This window comes from Caballeronia sp. A2-2, assembly GCF_057612605.2.
In genome coordinates, this window is the sequence record NZ_CM173618.1 from 1,070,483 (window position 1) to 1,089,005 (window position 18,523).

General features: G+C 58.1%; 17 protein-coding genes. 14 read left to right on the top strand and 3 right to left on the bottom strand.

Going from position 1 to position 18,523, the window contains the following annotated elements; all coding sequences use genetic code 11:
• Window positions 1-79: 79 nt before the first annotated feature.
• Genes ACZCWR_RS28560 through ACZCWR_RS28580 form a run of 5 tightly spaced genes read left to right on the top strand, consistent with a single transcriptional unit; the run spans window position 80 to window position 5,353 of the window.
• On the top strand, window positions 80-1,006 hold the full coding sequence (locus tag ACZCWR_RS28560; RefSeq protein ID WP_487305027.1) for a LysR substrate-binding domain-containing protein: 927 nt from the start codon (window positions 80-82) through the stop codon (window positions 1,004-1,006).
• A gap of 41 nt (window positions 1,007-1,047) precedes the next feature.
• Window positions 1,048-2,319, top strand: a complete 1,272-nt coding sequence (locus ACZCWR_RS28565) for an efflux RND transporter periplasmic adaptor subunit (RefSeq protein ID WP_487305028.1) — start codon at window positions 1,048-1,050, stop codon at window positions 2,317-2,319.
• Window positions 2,288-3,013 carry an ABC transporter ATP-binding protein gene (locus tag ACZCWR_RS28570; protein ID WP_487305029.1) on the top strand — a complete coding sequence of 242 codons (726 nt, stop codon included), beginning with the start codon at window positions 2,288-2,290 and terminating at the stop codon, window positions 3,011-3,013. The genes ACZCWR_RS28565 and ACZCWR_RS28570 overlap by 32 nt, the downstream gene beginning before the upstream one ends.
• A gap of 6 nt (window positions 3,014-3,019) precedes the next feature.
• Window positions 3,020-4,174, top strand: a complete 1,155-nt coding sequence (locus tag ACZCWR_RS28575; RefSeq protein ID WP_487305030.1) for an ABC transporter permease — start codon at window positions 3,020-3,022, stop codon at window positions 4,172-4,174.
• A 12-nt stretch (window positions 4,175-4,186) separates the two neighbouring features.
• On the top strand, window positions 4,187-5,353 hold the full coding sequence (locus tag ACZCWR_RS28580; RefSeq protein ID WP_487305031.1) for an ABC transporter permease: 1,167 nt from the start codon (window positions 4,187-4,189) through the stop codon (window positions 5,351-5,353).
• 4 nt (window positions 5,354-5,357) lie between these two features.
• Here ACZCWR_RS28580 and ACZCWR_RS28585 read toward each other — a convergent pair whose 3' ends face one another.
• Complete coding sequence (locus tag ACZCWR_RS28585) at window positions 5,358-6,254, bottom strand: LysR substrate-binding domain-containing protein (RefSeq protein WP_487305032.1); 897 nt, start codon at window positions 6,252-6,254, stop codon at window positions 5,358-5,360.
• A gap of 132 nt (window positions 6,255-6,386) precedes the next feature.
• Between ACZCWR_RS28585 and ACZCWR_RS28590 the strand changes: the two genes are divergently transcribed.
• Complete coding sequence (locus tag ACZCWR_RS28590; RefSeq protein WP_487305033.1) at window positions 6,387-6,776, top strand: tautomerase family protein; 390 nt, start codon at window positions 6,387-6,389, stop codon at window positions 6,774-6,776.
• A 17-nt stretch (window positions 6,777-6,793) separates the two neighbouring features.
• On the opposite strand, the gene ACZCWR_RS28595 is transcribed toward ACZCWR_RS28590, so the two are convergent.
• Window positions 6,794-7,408 carry an HAD family hydrolase gene (locus ACZCWR_RS28595; protein ID WP_487305034.1) on the bottom strand — a complete coding sequence of 205 codons (615 nt, stop codon included), beginning with the start codon at window positions 7,406-7,408 and terminating at the stop codon, window positions 6,794-6,796.
• 448 nt (window positions 7,409-7,856) lie between these two features.
• On the opposite strand from ACZCWR_RS28595, the gene ACZCWR_RS28600 reads away from it, so the two are divergent.
• From ACZCWR_RS28600 to gmhB, 4 genes are read left to right on the top strand one after another with little or no spacing between them, the layout of a single operon-like run.
• Window positions 7,857-8,900 (top strand): GHMP family kinase ATP-binding protein, encoded by a 1,044-nt coding sequence (locus ACZCWR_RS28600; protein ID WP_487305035.1) that lies wholly within the window; start codon window positions 7,857-7,859, stop codon window positions 8,898-8,900.
• Complete coding sequence (locus ACZCWR_RS28605; RefSeq protein ID WP_487305036.1) at window positions 8,897-9,478, top strand: D-sedoheptulose 7-phosphate isomerase; 582 nt, start codon at window positions 8,897-8,899, stop codon at window positions 9,476-9,478. Before ACZCWR_RS28600 ends, ACZCWR_RS28605 begins: the two co-directional genes overlap by 4 nt.
• On the top strand, window positions 9,475-10,206 hold the full coding sequence (locus ACZCWR_RS28610; RefSeq protein WP_487305037.1) for a nucleotidyltransferase family protein: 732 nt from the start codon (window positions 9,475-9,477) through the stop codon (window positions 10,204-10,206). Before ACZCWR_RS28605 ends, ACZCWR_RS28610 begins: the two co-directional genes overlap by 4 nt.
• Window positions 10,196-10,747: a D-glycero-beta-D-manno-heptose 1,7-bisphosphate 7-phosphatase gene (gmhB, locus tag ACZCWR_RS28615; RefSeq protein WP_487305038.1), complete on the top strand. Its 552-nt coding sequence runs from the start codon at window positions 10,196-10,198 to the stop codon at window positions 10,745-10,747. Before ACZCWR_RS28610 ends, gmhB begins: the two co-directional genes overlap by 11 nt.
• A 6-nt stretch (window positions 10,748-10,753) precedes the next feature.
• Here gmhB and ACZCWR_RS28620 read toward each other — a convergent pair whose 3' ends face one another.
• Window positions 10,754-12,025, bottom strand: coding sequence for a glycoside hydrolase family 71/99 protein (locus ACZCWR_RS28620; RefSeq protein WP_487305039.1), 1,272 nt, complete (start codon window positions 12,023-12,025; stop codon window positions 10,754-10,756).
• Window positions 12,026-12,251: 226 nt separating this feature from the next.
• Between ACZCWR_RS28620 and ACZCWR_RS28625 the strand changes: the two genes are divergently transcribed.
• The 4 genes from ACZCWR_RS28625 to ACZCWR_RS28640 all read left to right on the top strand — a co-directional run bounded on the left by ACZCWR_RS28625 (window position 12,252) and on the right by ACZCWR_RS28640 (window position 18,487).
• Window positions 12,252-14,486: a polysaccharide biosynthesis tyrosine autokinase gene (locus ACZCWR_RS28625; protein ID WP_487305040.1), complete on the top strand. Its 2,235-nt coding sequence runs from the start codon at window positions 12,252-12,254 to the stop codon at window positions 14,484-14,486.
• A gap of 95 nt (window positions 14,487-14,581) precedes the next feature.
• On the top strand, window positions 14,582-15,781 hold the full coding sequence (locus ACZCWR_RS28630; RefSeq protein WP_487305041.1) for a glycosyltransferase: 1,200 nt from the start codon (window positions 14,582-14,584) through the stop codon (window positions 15,779-15,781).
• Between the two features lies 1 nt (window position 15,782).
• Window positions 15,783-17,249 carry a DUF6418 domain-containing protein gene (locus tag ACZCWR_RS28635; protein WP_487305042.1) on the top strand — a complete coding sequence of 489 codons (1,467 nt, stop codon included), beginning with the start codon at window positions 15,783-15,785 and terminating at the stop codon, window positions 17,247-17,249.
• Window positions 17,246-18,487: an MATE family efflux transporter gene (locus ACZCWR_RS28640; protein WP_487305043.1), complete on the top strand. Its 1,242-nt coding sequence runs from the start codon at window positions 17,246-17,248 to the stop codon at window positions 18,485-18,487. Before ACZCWR_RS28635 ends, ACZCWR_RS28640 begins: the two co-directional genes overlap by 4 nt.
• The last annotated feature ends 36 nt before the right edge of the window (window positions 18,488-18,523 follow it).

Consider the following 18,523-nt stretch of genomic DNA (forward strand, 5'->3'; position numbering starts at 1 on the left):
AACCCACTCTACCCAACTTCGGAGATTGAAACCGGTGCTAAACTCAAAGCATCTTTAACCTGGATTCACAAGTGAAACCATGGCCGAAGCGGTTCAGCCTTCCGATTTGAGCTTTTTTTCAACGCTCTCCGCATCGGGCAGCCTGAGCGCGGCAGCCCGTGAACTGGGCCTGAGCGCGGCGGCCGTCAGCAAGCGTCTCACGCAAATGGAGGCGCGCGCGGGCGTGCCGCTCGTCAATCGCACCACGCGCCGGATGATGCTCACGCCCGAGGGCGAACTCTATCTGGAGCACGCGCGCCGCATTCTGGATCAGATCGACGAACTCGCGGAATTGCTCGGCAGCGCTAAAAAAAGTCCAAAGGGTTTGCTGCGGGTGAACGCGACGCTGGGCTTTGGCCGCAGTCATGTCGCCCCATGGATTTCGCGTTTCGTCGCCCTGCATCCACAAGTGTCGGTGCAGCTTCAATTGTCGGTCGCGCCGCCGCCAATTTCCGACGATACCTTCGATGTCTGCATTCGTTTCGGCGAGCCTCCGGATACGCGGGTCATCGCGCGCCGGCTTGCGGAGAATCGACGTTTGCTATGCGCCGCGCCGGCTTATATCGCAACACACGGCATGCCCGCGACCCCGCACGATCTCTCGCGGCACAATTGCATCGGCATTCGTCAAGGCGACGAAGCGTACGGCGTCTGGCGGCTTTCGATCGGGCGAGGAGCATCGCAAAAGACAGAGTCGGTGCGCATCAAGGGCAATCTCACGACCAATGACGGCGAGATCGCGGTGAAGTGGGCGCTCGACGGACACGGCATCCTGATGCGCGCGCAATGGGACATTCAGGACTATCTCGCGGATGGCCGTCTGGTGGTCGTGTTGCCCGAGCATGAAACGCCCAACGCCGATATCTACGCGGTTTATTCAAAGCGGCATCAGATGTCGGCCCGCATTCGCGGATTCGTCGACTTCATTGCATCGGAACTGATCAAGACGAAAAGGTATCCGAAGTAATTGATCATTTCCTGAGGCTCGGAAACACGGCGCTATACTGATTGTCCCATCACACGATAAAAGCTCAGGGACCGCTCAAGCATGGTCCCGCGCAAGTCCGCAAATTGGCCGAACACGATTTAGAAAAGCTCAGGATCGAACGCACTCCGTCCACCGTCGTTCCTCGCAGGCGGCGCCGCTGGTGGCGCTATGGCGTGATCGTCGTGCTTTTGTTCGTCGTGGCTGGGATTGCCTTCAGGCTCAAGGGCCCGCAAAGCGTCGAAACAGCCACGGTCACGTCGGTTTATCCCTCTCAAGGCTACACGCTGCTCAATGCCACGGGCTATGTGGTGCCTCAGCGCAAGGCCGCCGTGGCGTCCAAGGGGCAGGGGCGCGTGGAATGGCTGGGCGTGCTCGAAGGAACGCCGGTCAAGGAAGGGCAGATCATCGCGCGGCTCGAAAGCGATGACGTGGCCGCCTCGCTCGCGCAAGCCGAAGCCCAGATCAAGGTGGCGCAAGCCAACCTCGAATTGCAGCGGGCAGAGTTTAAGAATGCGGAAGTCGATCTAAGGCGTTTCGAAGTGCTTGCGCCGCAAGGCGCTATTCCGGCCACGCAGTTCGATGCGGCACGTGCCCGCTACGACAAGGCGCGCGCATCGATCAATAGCGATCAGGCGTCGATCATCTCGGCGCGTGCCAACGCGCGTGCGGCACAGGTGGCGGTCGATCAGACCATTATCCGCGCGCCGTTCGATGGGGTCGTGCTGGAGAAGCATGCAAACGTGGGCGACAATATCACGCCGTTCTCCTCAGCATCGGACAGCAAGGGTGCGGTGGTGACGATCGCGGACATGAAGACACTCGAAGTCGAGGCGGATGTCGCGGAATCGAATATTTCGAAGATCAACGTGGACCAGCCCTGCGAGATTCTGCTCGATGCGCTGCCCGACGTGCGTTTCGCGGGCCGAGTGTCGCGCATCGTGCCCACGGTCGATCGTTCGAAGGCCACGGTGCTCGTGAAAGTGCGCTTCGTCGATCATGATCCGCGCGTGCTGCCTGACATGAGCGCAAAGATCGCATTTCTGAACAAAGCCGTGCCGCCCGATGAGGAAAAGCCCGTCATCGCGGTTCAACCTTCGGCGGTCGTCATGCGACGGGGCCGGAGCGTGGTCTATCGAATCGAAAACGAACAGGCGCGCGAAGTGCCGGTGACGACCGGCCCGCGAATGGGCGACCTGCTTTCCGTTCATGGCGTGATGCCGGGCGACACGCTGATTCTCGCGCCCGGTGAGCGCATGGAAGATGGCGCGCACGTCTCACAAGCGAAGAAATAACGTGGACGAGACATCTCTTGTCAAGATAAGCCATGTCGTGAAGTCTTATAGGCGCGGCGTGCAGACCGTGCCCGTTCTGACGGATATCACGCTCGACATTGCCCAAGGCGATTTCGTCGCGCTGATGGGACCGTCCGGCTCCGGCAAGAGCACCTTGCTCAATCTGATCGCGGGAATAGATCGTCCCGACAGCGGCGAGCTGCTCGTCGGTGGACTCGACATCACGCGTCTTCCCGAAGCGGCGCTTGCGGACTGGCGCGCCGCGAACGTGGGCTTCATTTTTCAGTTCTATAACCTGATGCCCGTGCTCAGTGCCTTCGAGAACGTGGAACTGCCCTTGATGCTGACCCGGCTCACGCGTCACGAACGGCGCGAGCGCGTGGATATGGTGCTCGACATGGTCAACATGGCGGACCGCATGAGTCATTATCCTTCGGAGCTTTCCGGCGGACAGCAACAGCGCGTGGCGATTGCGCGCGCGCTTATCACGGACCCGACGCTGATCGTCGCGGACGAACCGACGGGCGACCTCGACAGACAGTCCGCAAGCGAGGTGCTGGCCATGCTGCAACGCCTGAACGAACGTCTGGGCAAGACCATCATCATGGTCACGCACGATGCGCATGCGGCCAACGCGGCAAAGGCGCTCGTGCATCTGGAGAAGGGAGAGTTGATCGATGGCGGCGCGCGCTAGGACATCATGATCACGCTCAAGCTGATCTTGCGCAATGCATCGCGCCATAAACTGCGCACCGCGTTGACCGTGTTCGGGCTCACCATCGCCGTGTTGGCCTTCGGCCTGTTGCATACCGTGGTCGATGCCTGGTATGCGGGCGCGGCGGCGGCATCGAATGCGCGGCTCGTCACGCGCAATGCTATTTCGCTGGTCTTTCCCTTGCCACTTGCATATGAGAATCGCATACGCGGCGTGGATGGCGTGACGCTGGTTTCGCGTTCGAACTGGTTCGGTGGAATCTATCGCGATCCTAAGAATTTTTTCGCGCAATTTGCCGTATCGGATAATTACCTCGATCTATACCCGGAACTGATCGTCACGCCGCAAGCGCGTTCGGATTATGAGCGCGACCGCAAAGGCTGTCTCATCGGTCGTCAACTCGCAACGCTTTACGGATTCAAGGTGGGCGATGTCATTCCGCTTAAAGGCACGATCTATCCCGGCACATGGGATTTCGTCGTGCGCGGTATCCTGGAAGGACGCGATGAATCCACGATCACCCGGCAACTCATATTTCATTGGGATTATCTGAACGAAACCATTCGCAAGACGACCAAGCGTCAGGTCGATCAAGTCGGTGTTTATGTCGTGGGCATTCAACATTCCGATCAGGCCGCGGTCGTCTCCAGGAATATCGATAACGTGTTCAAGAATTCCCTCGCGGAAACGTTGACCGAAACTGAGCAGGCATTTCAGCTTGGATTCGTCGCGATGTCCAATCAGATCATCGCGGCCATCCGGTTGGTTTCTTACGTGGTAATCCTCATCATCATGGCTGTCATGGCGAATGCAATGGCCATGAGTGCGCGCGAACGCACCGTCGAATACGCGACGCTCAAGGCATTGGGTTTTGGACCGGCATTCTTGAGCGTGCTCGTGTTCGGTGAATCGCTGGCCATATGCACGATCGGCGGCGCTATCGGCATGCTCGCGACACCACCGGCCGCCGAGTTCTTCAAGCAAGCGACGGGCGGCGTGTTCCCGGTCTTCAAGGTGTCGCACGAAACGATGCTCCTGCAAGCCGCCTGCGCGCTGATCGTTGGAATGGCGGCGGCGATCGTGCCGGCGGTGCAGGCAAGCCGCGTGCGCATCGTCGAAGGCTTGCGGGCCATCGGCTAAGAAAGAACACACATGGCCATTCCTGTTTCCTATGTCGCGCGCAATCTGTGGGCACGGCGGCTCACGACGCTCTTGACCGCGAGCGGACTCGCGCTCGTGGTCTTCGTGTTCGCCACTGTGCTCATGCTCGATGCGGGACTCAAGAAGACGCTCGTCTCGACAGGGGAGCCCGATAACATCGTGGTCATTCGCAAGGGCGCTGAAACCGAGATACAGAGTTCGGTGGATCGCGCACAAGCCAATGTCATGGAGATGCATCCAACCATTGCACTGAATGGCGATGGCGCGCCGTTCGTTTCCAAGGAAACAGTCGTCTTGATTTCGCTCATCAAGCTGAATACGAATACGCCCGCCAATGTGGTGATACGCGGCGTGTCGCCGATGGGCGTTTCGTTGCGGCCTCAAGTGAAGCTGACAGCGGGGCGCATGTTCAGGCATGGCTCGTCGGAGATCATCGTGGGCAGCAGTATCGCGCGGGAATTCGGTGGTACACGCATAGGCGATCACTTGCGTTTCGCGCAGCGCGACTGGACTATCGTCGGCCATTTCGATGCCGGCGGCAGCGGCTTCGATTCGGAAATCTGGGGCGACGTCGATCAATTGATGCAAGCGTTTCGTCGAACGAGCTTTTCGTCGATGGTGCTGCGTCTTGCGCGTGACGATGCCTTCGAACGCTTCCGCGCAGATATAGACGTGGACCCGAGGCTGACCGACGAAGCCAAGCGCGAACAGGTTTTTTACGGCGACCAGTCCAAGGCGCTTTCAACGTTCATTAATATTCTAGGCATTACGTTATCGAGTATTTTTTCCATTGCAGCGATGATAGGCGCAATGATCACAATGTACGCGTCCGTCGCCAATCGCGTCGCGGAAATCGGCACATTGCGCGCGCTCGGTTTCAAGCGTGTCGATGTGCTCGGTGCGTTTCTACTCGAAGCGTTATTGCTCGGTTTAGCCGGTGGCATGGCCGGCCTGTGTTGTGCGGCGCTCATGCAGTTCGCTTCGTTTTCGACCACTAATTTCCAGACCTTTGCGGATCTTTCTTTCCGCTTCATTCTCACGCCCACGGTTGTGATTCAAACTGTGGTGTTCTCGCTCGTCATGGGTTTTATCGGCGGATTCTTGCCTGCCTTGCGCGCCTCGCGTTTGAATATCGTCGATGCATTGCGCACGCGCTAAGCGCTTAGACGAGGTGATCGCGAATGGTTTCATCAAGAATCTGCGCGAGACGCGCCACGGCCCCTTTGGGCTGAGCTTCCACGCAATGCAAGTCCAGCGCGATAGGCGGCAATTCGGGCAAGCCCGTGGCCTCAGGATCGAGCATGGCGAGCGTGCCCGGCACGCCAATGCTCGTGCGCACCACTAAACCGAATCCCGCCTCGGCAGCGGCCCAAAGACCCGCGAGACTCGGGCTCGTCACCGCTACACGCCACGCAATGCCCGCCTTGTTCAACGCCTCGACTCCGAGCGAGCGAAACACACAGGGCGACTCGAAGGCCACGAGCGGCAGGGGCTCGTTTGCAGAGAGATCCAACGCAGTCCATTCCTTGCGGCCTATCCAGCCGACCTGCAAATCCGCGACATGTTTTACGTGCGATGAATCATGCGCGCCGCGATTTCCGTCATCCCATGCCAGCGCGAGATCCAATTCATTCCTGGCGATTCGCCCGAGCAAATCCGCATTACGTTCCGCACGAATTTCCACGCGCACTTTCGGATGCGAGCGCGCAAAGCGCCCAAGCACCGTAGGCAGCCAACTCTCGGCGAAGTCTTGCGGCAGGCCTAGCCTGACCCATCCTTCGACTTCGGCGCCACGCAACATTTGCACTGCTTCATCGTTCAGATCGAGGATGCGCCGCGCATAGGCAAGCAGATTCTCGCCAGCGCCGGTAAGTGCGAGACCACGTCCCGATTTCTGCACGAGCGGCTGGCCGACCTGTTCTTCCAGCTTGCGCAATTGCGTGCTGATGGCCGACTGCGAGCGGCCCAACCGCTCGGCGGCGCGCGCGAAACTTCCCAGCTCAAAACCGGTGACGAAGGTGCGCAACACGTCCATATCCAGATTGACGCGTGACTTCATGATTCGATTTCTTGAAAGTAAAGGTTTGGAACTTTCAAATTTTATGAATCAATCTTGAGGTGTAGAGTGGTTTGCGTCAAGGAAGCGTTTTCTTAGCCTAGTGCTTTCAAACTCATTGCAACGAGGCCAAACATGCCGCTCGTTAGAATTTCGCTGATCGAGGGTAAGCCGCGCGAGCATATCCGCGCGATCGCCGATTCCATTCATGAAGCCTTGGTCGAAGCGTTTCAGGTGCCTGAAAAAGACCGCTTTCAGTTAATCGAGCAGCGCCGTCGCGAGGATTTCTTTTACGATCCGAGTTACCTCGACATCGAGCGCACTGACGATGTCGTGTTCATTCACATTACCGCAAGCGATTGGCGTGACCTCGAAACCAAGAAGGCGTTTTATCGGACGCTTGCGGATAAGCTGAGTGCATCGCCCGGATTGAGGCCAGAGGATGTGTTGATCGTGCTCGCGCCCAACATGCGCGAAGACTGGTCATTCGGGCACGGGCTGGCATCCTATGTCAAAGATGCTTAGGCGGACTCGCAGTTAGCTCAAAGCAAGCCCAGTCGCTTGAATTCGACCTCAAGCGTTTGGGCGTCCTTGAATAGATAGCCTTGCAGACCGGCGCCGATCGCGCCTTCCGCATTCGCTGCCGTATCGTCGATAAACAGGGTTTCTTCGGGCTTGACGCCTATCTGTCCGATGCAGCCAAGATAAGCCTGTGCCGACGGCTTGGTCGCACCGAAAGACGCCGACGAATAAATCGCTTTGCCGAACAAACGATTCACGGCCGGATTTAGATAATCCAGATGGTCCGTGACCAGATAACAATTATTGGTCAGTATGGCAATGCTGCAACGCTCGGCGACTTTCTCCGCAAGCGCAAGCGTTTGCGCGTTCGGTGTGATCGATGCACGCCTTGATGCCAGCCATTGCGTTTCGGTCACCGGATAGCCCATCATCGCGGCCAGTTGCGCGAGATAGTCGGCGACATCGATCGTTCCTGCATCCGCGCGCGCCTCCAGTCCCGAACCCCAGATCGCCTGACGGATGACCTCCGGCGCGCAGCCCGTCGCCGCGGAAAGATGCGCGACGCGAACGTCACGGTCATAGTGGGTCAAGACACCTTCCATGTCGAACAGGACGAGCGAAAGATTAACGGTCATGGCTTAGCCGGAGGAAGGTGGGCGCGAAACGATACTAGCAAAACAAAAAGCCCCTTCCGATCGAATCGTTTGCGCTTTGCCGTTTGCCGTTTGCCGTTTGCCTTCGCGAATTAACCACGCGCGAATACGTCTGCGTGTAAAAGAATGTGGAGATCTTGTATTGCGTGCGCCGCCGCACTCATACCATTGGTCGACTGTTGCACAATCATTTCAACAAAGCGTCACTATAAAAAGATGCTTGCGTTGGCTTCGTCGAACCGACTTATTCAGGAGCGAATGCTTCCCTTGACCAAAGGGAGACCAGTTTTGGAACGGCCGCGGGATCGGCATCGTTGTTCGTCATGCAATCAGTTATCCGAACAAAAAAGATCGGACTGGTTCGGGCGGACCGTGGTCGATGATCGGCTTGCATTAAAAAAGAAGTGGTTACCAAGAGAGAATCAACAAAATGACCAGCTTCATCGCCCGTTCCCGGGCACCCCTGCGACTGGGGCTCGCAGGCGGCGGCACCGATGTGCCGCCGTACTCCGACCGTTTCGGCGGCCTGGCGCTCAATGTCACGATCGACAAGTTCGCCTACGCTTCCATTTCTCCACGCGACGATGCACGAATCGAGCTCGTCGCAGCCGATACCGATGTGCGATGGTGCGGACCTGTTGCGCCGCAACTCGAAGCGCACGATGGCCTTGCGTTGCATGTCGGCGTGTATAACCGCATCGTCAGGGATTTCAACGACGGTCATCCGCTTGCGGTGACGATCACGACCTGTTCGGAAGCGCCGCCGGGCTCGGGACTGGGGTCGTCGTCCACCATCGTCGTTGCACTCGTGCAGGCCTTTTGCGAACTGCTTTCGCTGCCGCTCGGGGAATATGACGTGGCTTCGCTCGCGCATGACATCGAGCGCGTAGACCTGAAACTCGCGGGCGGCAAGCAGGATCAATATGCGGCGACGTTTGGCGGCCTGAACTTCATGGAGTTCTATGGCGACCGCGTGATCGTGAATCCCTTGCGCATCAAGCAGGAAACTAAGGCGGAAATCGAAGCGTCGCTCGTGCTCTATTTCACGGGCGTCTCGCGCGAATCGGCCAACATCATCAAGGAACAGAGCGCGAATGTCGTCAAGGGCGAAGGGGATTCGCTCGCGGCGCTGCATCGTGTGAAAGAAGAAGCGGTGCGCATGAAAGAGGCTGTTTTAAAGGCCGATTTCGATTCGTTCGCGGCTTCCATGCGCGATGCATGGGAATCGAAAAAGCGCATGGCCAAGAACATTTCCAATCCGATGATCGATGAGCTTTACCGCGTCGCGGTGAATGCCGGAGCCAAGGGCGGAAAGGTATCGGGCGCGGGCGGCGGCGGTTTCATGATGTTCTTTGTCGATCCGGTGGATCGGCCGCATCTCATGCGTACCTTGAGAAATACGCAATTGGCCGGGAGCGTGCTCAATTGCACGTTCACGGATCTGGGTGCGCAATCGTGGAGAAAAAACAAATGACCATGAGTGTTCGGGGAGAGGTCGCCAAGACGGCGGCGCTCATGCAGGCTATCTGCGAAGACGAAGGCCTGTTGGAGCGCATCGAGCGCGTGGCAGAGCGCATTACTCAAGCGTTTCGCGCTGGCAATAAAGTGCTGCTTGCAGGGAATGGCGGAAGCGCCGCGGATGCACAGCATATCGCCGGCGAATTCGTGAGCCGCTTCATGTTCGATCGTCCGGGCTTGCCGGCTTTTGCATTGACGGTGGATTCATCCGTGATGACGGCAATCGGCAATGACTACGGCTTCGAAAAACTCTTTGAGCGGCAAGTCCAGGCGACGGGCCGCGCAGGCGATGTGTTCTGGGCGTATTCGACTTCTGGCCGTTCGCCGAACATTCTGCGCGCGCTGGAAGCAGCCCGTGCAGCAGGTCTTTATACAGTTGGCCTGACTGGCAACGGTCCCGGTTCGGCAATGATGCGCGAGCGCTGCGATATTCTGCTCGACATGCCTTCTGCCGAAACACCGCGCATTCAGGAAGGGCATCTCGTTTGCGGCCATATCATTTGCGGTCTGGTTGAAGAACATATCTTCGCATGAGCACGCCGCTGCCATGTCTGATACTCGCGGGCGGCCTGGGCACGCGCTTGCGTTCGGTGCTCGGCGACGAATGCCCCAAGGCGCTCGCGCCCGTGGCAGGCCGGCCATTTCTTGGCTGGCTATTGCAATCGCTTGCGCGGCAAGGCGTGCCGGAAGTGGTGTTATCGCTTGGCTTTGGTGGCGAGGCAATCAAAGATTTCATTAGCTGGTTCAGGCCGGATATCGCAATCTCTTTCGTCGAGGAAGGCGAGCCGCTAGGCACAGGCGGCGCAATCCTTCACGCATTGAAAACGCGTGGTGCGCCTGCGATGATCGTCATGAATGGCGATACGCTGTGCGAACTCGATCTGTCTGCCCTAAGCGTCAGCTTCCACGCGTCGAATGCGGATCTCGTTATCGCGGCAACTCAGGTGTCCGATGCATCGCGCTACGGCACGCTTGAATTCAATGCACAGACCAAGCGTATCAAAGCCTTCAGGGAAAAGCGCGAAGGCGCGGGCTTTATCAACGCAGGCATCTATGCAATCGATGCAAAACGCCTGCTTGCGCGCGGTTTGCCTGAGAAATTTTCCTTCGAACGTGATTTCCTCGGCGCGTCGCTCGACACACTCGATGTTCGTGTTTTCACCGATGTCGGTGAATTCATCGATATCGGCGTGCCACAGGATTTCGCGCGCGCTCAGACTTTCATACCGGCATGCTTTCAGACCAGCGTCGATGAAATCTAAAGCGCTATTCCTCGATCGCGACGGGGTGATCAACGTCGATTTCGGCTATGTGCATCGCGCCGAGGATTGCATTTTTGTCGATAACATTTTCGAACTCGTGCGCGCGGCCAACGAGGCAGGCTTCGTCGTCGCCATCGTGACGAATCAGGCGGGCATCGCGCGCGGGTACTACAGCGAAGCGCAATTTCACGCGTTCATGCGCTGGATGTTGAATGAGTTTTCGCTAAGAGGCGCACACATCGACGCGATCTATTTCTGCCCTCATCATCCCGATGCGGGCACGGATGCATTGCGTCGCGAGTGCGGATGCAGAAAGCCCGCACCCGGCATGCTCGAGCGCGCGCGAACCGAGTTCGATCTGGACATGCACGCGTCGATCATGGTCGGCGACAAGGAATCGGACATGGAGGCGGCACGTCGGGCAGGCGTCGGCCATCGGTTTCTGCTATCGGACGACGAGCCGAAAGGGAGCGGGGCGCAACGCATCCACGCCTTGAGCGCCGTGCTGAGAAGCATGGAGATCATCGAGCGGAATCATTGAGCGGCATCATTGAGCGGCAATAGGACCTGACACGACATTCTGAATGAATGGCTTTCCGACAGCCTTGATGTAATAGACATAAGCGGTCGTATCGCTCAAATGAATGGACGTGGCGGAAACAGGGTAGTTACCGACGAATTCGAGCGCACCGTGTTCGGCTTGTTTATAGAGTTCAATATGATCGACAGTGTCCGCATGGCTCACGTTGAGCGACAACGTTTGCCCCGCGCGTCTTGCCTCGATCTTCGTGCAGGAGCCAATGCCGGTTTCAAGCGCGGTGCCTTCCTCGTAATCGTTCCACGTCACGAGCTGAAGATAGGGAAGCTGATTGTGTTCGCTGTAATGCTCGTTGAGCAGCTTGAACGTATTGAGCCATGTATTGCCGCAGTCTTGCGGAAGAAGATGCGGCGATGCGGCGGCCCACGGCGCCTTGGAGTCGTCAAAGCCTTTCCATGCCCCGCCCACCGCGATCTTCGATGGCTGGCTGGTCAGTATGTTGTAGAAGATATTCAGCCCTTTGAGATCGGCAGGGCCGCCTTGATATTGCGCCTTGTTGCCGGCTTCCACCCAAACGAAAGCGCCCTGGCTCGCAGGCACATTGAGTCCATGCGCATGAATGTGAATCCAGACCACTTCGGGATGCGCTGCCTGAATGCGTGCCCAGTCCGCATTGCCGACCGCTTCCATGCCGAACTCGAACATCACGGGCCGGCCGTTTTGACGAAGATATTGACGCGAAGGGAAATAGTGCTGCACGGCGTAATCGAGGTGATGAAGAATCGTTTGCGTGAGATCGCAACCCTTGCATGCGTTGAACTTGAACGTGCCGCTATCGATCATGATCGAGAACGTCAGCTTGGGAAACTCCGCGAGCACAGGCATCGACGCTTGCCATGCGCGATCGACGAAGTGTCCTTCTCCATACCAGTCGACGATCACGCCATCCACGCCGTGCGAGCGCATATCGGCGAAGGTGCGGCGCGCCTGAGAAGGGTCGTCGGAGCGATAGCCCACGTCGAGTCCGCGCGGGTCCGGTCCCCACCACGGCAGATAGTGCGCAAGCACCTGAGTCGTGCTGCCGGGATAAAGCAGGGAATGAATATCGACCTTGGATATGGAAGCGCTGCCCGGAAGATTGCCATTGGACGATCCGGTAAAGCGTGGGCTGCCTGACGTATTCGGTGGGTTGAGCGTTTCGTCGGCCATCGACGATGCACATATCAGCGCGAACGTGGCCGAAAGCACAGAAGCAAGCACGGTTTGTTTTAGTGAATTCATGAAGCCTGCCAGACTCTCAAGTCGAATGACGAAATGAAGAAACGAACTAATGAACAATGGCGCAAGGTTAAAACGCGCGACTCAAAGCGTCGTGTTGGTTGGGTAACAGAATCCGAACATACGCTGTGGTCTCATGTTATGACATGCTTAATTCCTGCCGCTTAGACCACGGCAGACCCGTAGTGCGTTGCGTCCATCAATTTATAAAGAACTCCGGAGTCAACGAATGGGCCTCCACCGAACTTCACCGCACGATGTGTTCGATCTGCGGGAAGGAAGTGCTCAAGAGGGCTTGAAGCTGTCGCCCGTCGACATGCTTGAAAATCTCCTCGACCGCAAGTTAATGTTCATCGGCATCTTCGTCGCGTGCGTGGCGTTGTCGATCGCTTATATCGTTCTTTCGACGCCGGTCTATAACGCCGACGCGCTCATTCAGGTTGAAGAACGAAAATCCAGTCCGCTCGGCTCGCTGTCGGATGTCTCGAAGGCGCTCGACGTGCAGGAATCCCCCGTCGCAGGCGAGCTCGATATCCTGCGCTCGCGCTCGGTCATGCTTCAGGCAATGGACGCGACCGTTGCGCAGGCCGAAGTATCGGTGAAGAACCACGTGCCGCTCGTCGGTGGGTTTCTTTCCACCATCCTGCCGCGCGAGCCGAACGGTCTGGTCGATCCTCTGATTCAAGATCCGCATTGGGCGTGGGGCGGCGAACATATCGTTTTCCGTTCCTTTGAAGTGCCCGACAATCAGCTCGGCAAGAAGCTCGAACTCGATTACATCGACCATGGAAGATGGACGCTCAAGGATAGCGAAGGTCGCACGCTCCTGAGCGGGTCGGTCGGTGCGCCTGCGACAGAAGACGGCTACAAGATCGACATCGCGGAAATGGTGGCGAATCCGGGCACGCAATTCACGGTCAAGCGCGAACCTACTCAAACGCGTCTGGAACAGATTCAGAAGGTCTTTAGCGCGGCCGAAACCAAACGTCAATCCGGCGTGATGCAGCTTTCATTCGAGAACGCGGACCCTGTGTTTGCTGCCCGCTTCGTCAATGCCGTGGCGGCGTCCTATCTTGAATCCAATAGCAAGCGCCGCGCTGCGGATTCGGAACGTAGCCTTGCGTTTCTCAACTCGCAACTTCCTGTCGTGAAAGAGCGTGTGCAAGCAGCGGAGCAGGCGCTTAACGATTATCGAAACAAGCAAGGCACGATCGACGTGCAAGGCGAAGCCAAGAACTTACTCGATGAATCGGCATTGGTGGAAAAGTCGCGCCTCGAAGCGAGACTGAATTATCAGGATCTGGCACAGCGCTGGGGTCCGGGCCAGCCTCAGCTCGTCGCCGCGGAAAATAAATTCCGCGCGCTCGATCAAAAGGCTGCGGAATTGCAAAGCCGTATTGCACGCCTTCCGGCAATGCAGCAACAGTTCTTGCGTCTGCAACGCGACGTGGAAGTGAATAATCAGCTTTACGTCGGCTTGATGAACAACGCCCAGCAATTGCAAATTGCGCAAGCGGGTGCGGTCGGCAATGCTGCCGTCGTGGACAAGGCACTCGTTCCGGTTCGTCCCCTGCGTCCCAAGAAAGCTATCGTTCTTTTGCTTGGCGCAGCCTTTGGCGTGGTGCTCGGTTTTGCAATCACGCAATTGATTCCTTTGCTGTCGGGACGCATTCGCGACCCCAAGCGTCTGGAATCGATGGTCGGCATTCAGACGCTTGGCGTGCTGCCTATTTCCCCGCATCAACTCGAAGCGAGCAATGGCAAATCCGCCCGCTTCATGTTGAGCCATGAGCAATCGGATACACCGCTCGTCGAAGCAATGGATGCGCTCGCGCATTCCCTGCAACACAAACTCGATTCGAAGGAAGGCTCGAAGGTCGTGCTCGTGACGTCCGCGGTGCCGGGGCAGGGCAAATCCATGCTGTCGGCCAATCTCGCCTATCTCTATGCGGAGCGTGGACTCAAGACGCTCATCATCGATGCCGACATGCGACGCTCCACCATGCATCGTTATATGTCGGTGAATCGTGACGAAGGCTTGTCGAATGTCCTCCAAGGCAAGGTCGCACCGGCCAAGGCAATCAGCCAGCCCTTCGAAAATCTTCATGCGATGCCTGCCGGCAAGCACGTCCGTCAAGTGCGTAATCTTCTTGGCTTCGAACGGCTCAATACATTGATTGAGTCCTTGCGCAACGATTACGACATGATCGTGATCGACTCGCCGCCCGTCTTGCCGATGGCCGATGCCGCCGCGCTATCGAAGGTCGCCGATGCGACGATCTTCGTCGCACGTCAGGGCATGGTGAGTTATTCGGAAGTCACGGAATCGGTTTCGCGTCTGAATAAAGTCGGCACCGAGGTGGATGGTCTGGTCTTCAATGGTTTCGAGCCATCGCCTTTGCGCTATGGGTATTACTCGGATGCGTACAAGTATCACGAGGAAACGACCGCGAGACTCGAATGAGTTTTCCGGGTTTCAAGCGGTCGAGGGCCAAGGCTTAGGCCCGCCATGAGATAGATCTATAAGCGCCTCAAGGCGCACGGCACGGGGAATGCAGGATGAGCAGAATCAGTGAGTCGTTGCTCGATGGCGCGGCGCTCGGCAAGAGCGCGCGCGCGAACATCGCCGACACCGTCGCGCAGGCCAGGGTCGTGTGGTTTCTCGGACCGAGACCCGCGAGTTGGAATGGCGTGATGCGCTATAGCCTGGATTGCGTGGACATCATGAAGCGTTTCGACGACTTCTCGATTCAGGCCATCGACATTCCCGCGCCGTCGCGTTCCATCAAGCGCTACTGGACGCATTTCGTCCTTTATCCGCTGCGCGCGATGCGTCTCGCCCGCAAGGTGGATGCCATCGTGCTGTATCAGGAAGACATGGCTTACATGATTCCGTTCGTGAAGCTCGCGGGCGGACGGGTGTGCATCGTGATGCATCATGTCGTGTTTCCCGATCGAACGCGCGGATTCATTGAAACGCTCAAGGCGCGCTATATGCGCATGTTGCAGCCGCTTATCGCGCGTGCGGACCTCGTCATTTCCACCACTGATGTAACGATCAACGACGCGACTTCCTGGCTCGGTATCAAGCCGAATAAAATCCGGCTCGTGCCCAATGCATTCGACGAAGTAATTGCGCCAACGAATGCATCGGTGCGTCATCGCGCGCGGCGGGTTTTGCAGGAACGCTTCGGTGTGCAACTCGGCGACGCTACGGTATTGCTGAATGTCGGCACCGATGAAACGCGCAAGAACAACATCACGGTCTTTAAAGCGTTAGCGGAAATGGGCCGTAAAGACATTGTGATGTTGCGCGTGGGCAAGGCGCAAAATGCGAGTAACCGTAAGGAATGCCAGGAACTCGCCAAACAAGCAGGCATCACGACGCATTTCATCGAGGGCGCAAGCGATGAAGACCTCGCGTATTGCTACCAGGCCGCTGATGTCTATGTGTCGCCGACTTTGCACGAAGGCTTTGGCCGCACGGTGATCGAAGCGCAACTCGTGGGTTTGCCGGTGATTGCGTCGGATTTGCCGGTCTATCGCTTTACTATGCGCGAGACGTTTCTCGCGGTGGCAGACCCGTTGCAACCCGCCATGTGGCGTGAGCAGATCGCGCGCATCGCAGATGATGCTGCATTACGGCAGGACTATTCGAAACGCGGCCGCCTCAATGCGCAGCGCTATTCCAGCGATACCGTGAGCCGCGACCTGCATCGCGCGTTGAGTGTGGTTGCAGGCCGGAAGGCCGGGAACTGACATGCTTGCGCGTTCATCCATGCCGGCCGATAAAACGCCGCCGCACACAACGACTCACGGTGCGTTCGGCGTGATCGTCGCGACGTTGCTGTTGCTGGCGTTCGCCACGAACGCGGCGTTGCCGGCGCTCGGGCTCGCCTCGATCAGTGCGGCGACCACGCTCGCGCTCGCGTGCGTGGGCGTGATCGTTCTTGTCAGATATAAGCCAGTATTTTCAGTGTCGATGCTCTATCTGTTCGCAATCAGTCTTACTGTATTTCTTGCTGGCGTGGGTATCGAGGGCGGCGGTTATCTGACGGAAACCGGTGTGCAAGGCGACGCAAACGGCGCGTTTAGTCGTCTGCTCTGGTTCTATGTGATTTTCACGCTCTGCGCGCTCGTCGGCTTCGAACGCGTGCTGCCCGAACGCCGACGCACACGCGCGCGGATTGTCCCGCGCCTGACCATGGACCACCCAAGCCTGATGCTCGGTCTGGGTCTCGCAGCGGCGGTGCTGGCGGCCGGTTGTCTGGCGGGCGTCACGGAAGGCTTTGCGTTGCTCAAGGGCGTGAATCGCTTTGCACTGCGCAACGACAGCGAAGGCGCGGGTCCGATATTCAATCTCTTTCTCAACAATCAACTCTTTCTCGCGATGCTGCTTGGCACGCTTTGCACGGCCTCGCAGCGTTGGGTTCGATGGCTCGCGTTCATGATGAGCATCGCGGATATCGGCCTCGAAGTGCTGCACGGCGAGCAATTCATGTCAGTGCTGGGCCTTAGCTTGTCGATGCTCGCGCCGTTTATCGCGGTGCATGCAATGAACGGCAAGCCCGTCGTGCGCTATCTCGGCATCGGCGCGGGTCTGGCGCTCGTGCTGGGTAGTGTGTCCGTGTTCTATGCCTACAAGGGGCAAGGTCTCGATATGTCGGACACCGTATTTTCGCGTGTTCTTCTGCAAGGCCAGGTCTGGTATGTAGCCGATGGCGATGCCGGCCTTTTCAGCGCGCCCGAAGGCGGCTCCGCGGCATTCGGCCGTGTATTGACTTCGCTTGCCTCACCGAACGCACCGACTTTCTTCGACGGCGGCGTGGTGAGTGGCTTGCGCGATCTCATGCTGGCTTATGCCACGCCGGATATTCTGCATGCCTACATTCATGACGACGTGACCTTCACGATGGGACAGATGGCCGTGCCCGTGTATTGGTTCGGTTTCGCCGGCGCGGCGATTTTCATTGCGTTCACGGGATTGGTGTATGGCGCGCTCGCCGCCTTGCAGCTCGTGGTCGCGATGCGTGGCGGCATTGTCCTGCTCTGGCTGACAGCGAAGGTCGTATCGTATGCGTCGTTCGGATTGCAGCAAGGAGAGTACTGGAACATCTTCGGCGTTCGCACGCTCGGCTATGCGCTGATTGCGTTCGCCTGGTGGTATTGCGTGGATGCACGCGGCGCGCGGCGCGGTCCGCCCTCAACGCAAGTGGTGATGAAGTGAATTCGTTCTTGCAACTCTTGCTCTCTTCTTTCTCGGGCGTCGTCACCGAGAAGGTAGTCGGCGCGCTTGCCGCGATCGCGAGCAATCATTTGTTCGCCAATATCTATGGCGCGCGGCTCTTTGGAGAATTGCAGTTTGCGTTGTCACTGGCCTATGTAGTTGGCAGCCTGGCGCTTATATTTGGTTCGCCTGTCATTGCGCCGATGCTCGGCAAGCATCGCCGTTTGCGGCATATGATTTTCTATCGCACGTTTCGCTTGCGTCTGGTGCTGTCGCTTGCGGTCATGCTCGTTTTCATGGGGATTGTCGCGCTCGCCATGCCATCGTCCAGCGCGACCGCGTTGACGTTGATCGCCGCGCTCGTACTGACCGTGGAGCCTTTGGCGCTCGGCTCGCTGATGGCTTATGCGGAAACCAAGCCCTGGGTCATCACGCGCGCCAAGGCTTATGCAAGCGGCATTCGCGTGCTGTGGCTCTTGGGCGCGGCGCATGCGTCGATGGGCGCCGTCATCGCCTCTTTTGCGTGGCCGCTCGAAGCATGCGTGGCGGCGGTCGCGCCGTTTAGCCGTTATCGTTCGCTCGCCTTCAACAGTCCGCGGCCGACTCATTTCGGCAATGCCGTCATCACGCGAACATTGGTTTTACGCGGTCTGAAAATTTGGCCCGCGATTGCAGCGAGCGTTGTCGTGTTGCGCATGGATCGTCTTTTGTTAGGCGTGTTGATGAGCAAGGCGGATCTCGGGATTTATTCGGCCGCGGCATCCCTCGTCGAGCAATGGAATTCGGTGGGCACCACGCTTGCGCTGGCCTTGGCTCCGAGCATGGTCTATGCCGCGCGCACGGAAGAACAGCTCCGCGCGCGCTCGCTCAAGCTCGCGTTCTATCTCGCCGTGGTGGGCGTGATCGCGTGGATTGCGAGCATCTTTATTGGCCATCGCGCATTTCTTATCATCTACGGTCCTCAATTCGAAGCAGGCGTGCCCGTGATGATCTACGCGACGCTCTGTGCGGTCGCTACCTTCGCGGACGCGGGATTGAGCACGTGGCTCGTCGCCGCGCGCCGCTACAGGCTCATCATGGTCAAGCAGGCGGTCACGGTCGCGGCCATCGCTGCTGCGCCATTCCTGATGCCGCGCGCCTTGATGATGTATTCGCCCTCGACCGGAACGGCCGTGTCGCTCGTATTGTTTTGGGCGGTGACCTTCGGCTTTTCATTGCATCACAAGGAGCGCGCATGAAGATCACCCTGTGCGCGAACCGGTTTCCGCCGAACG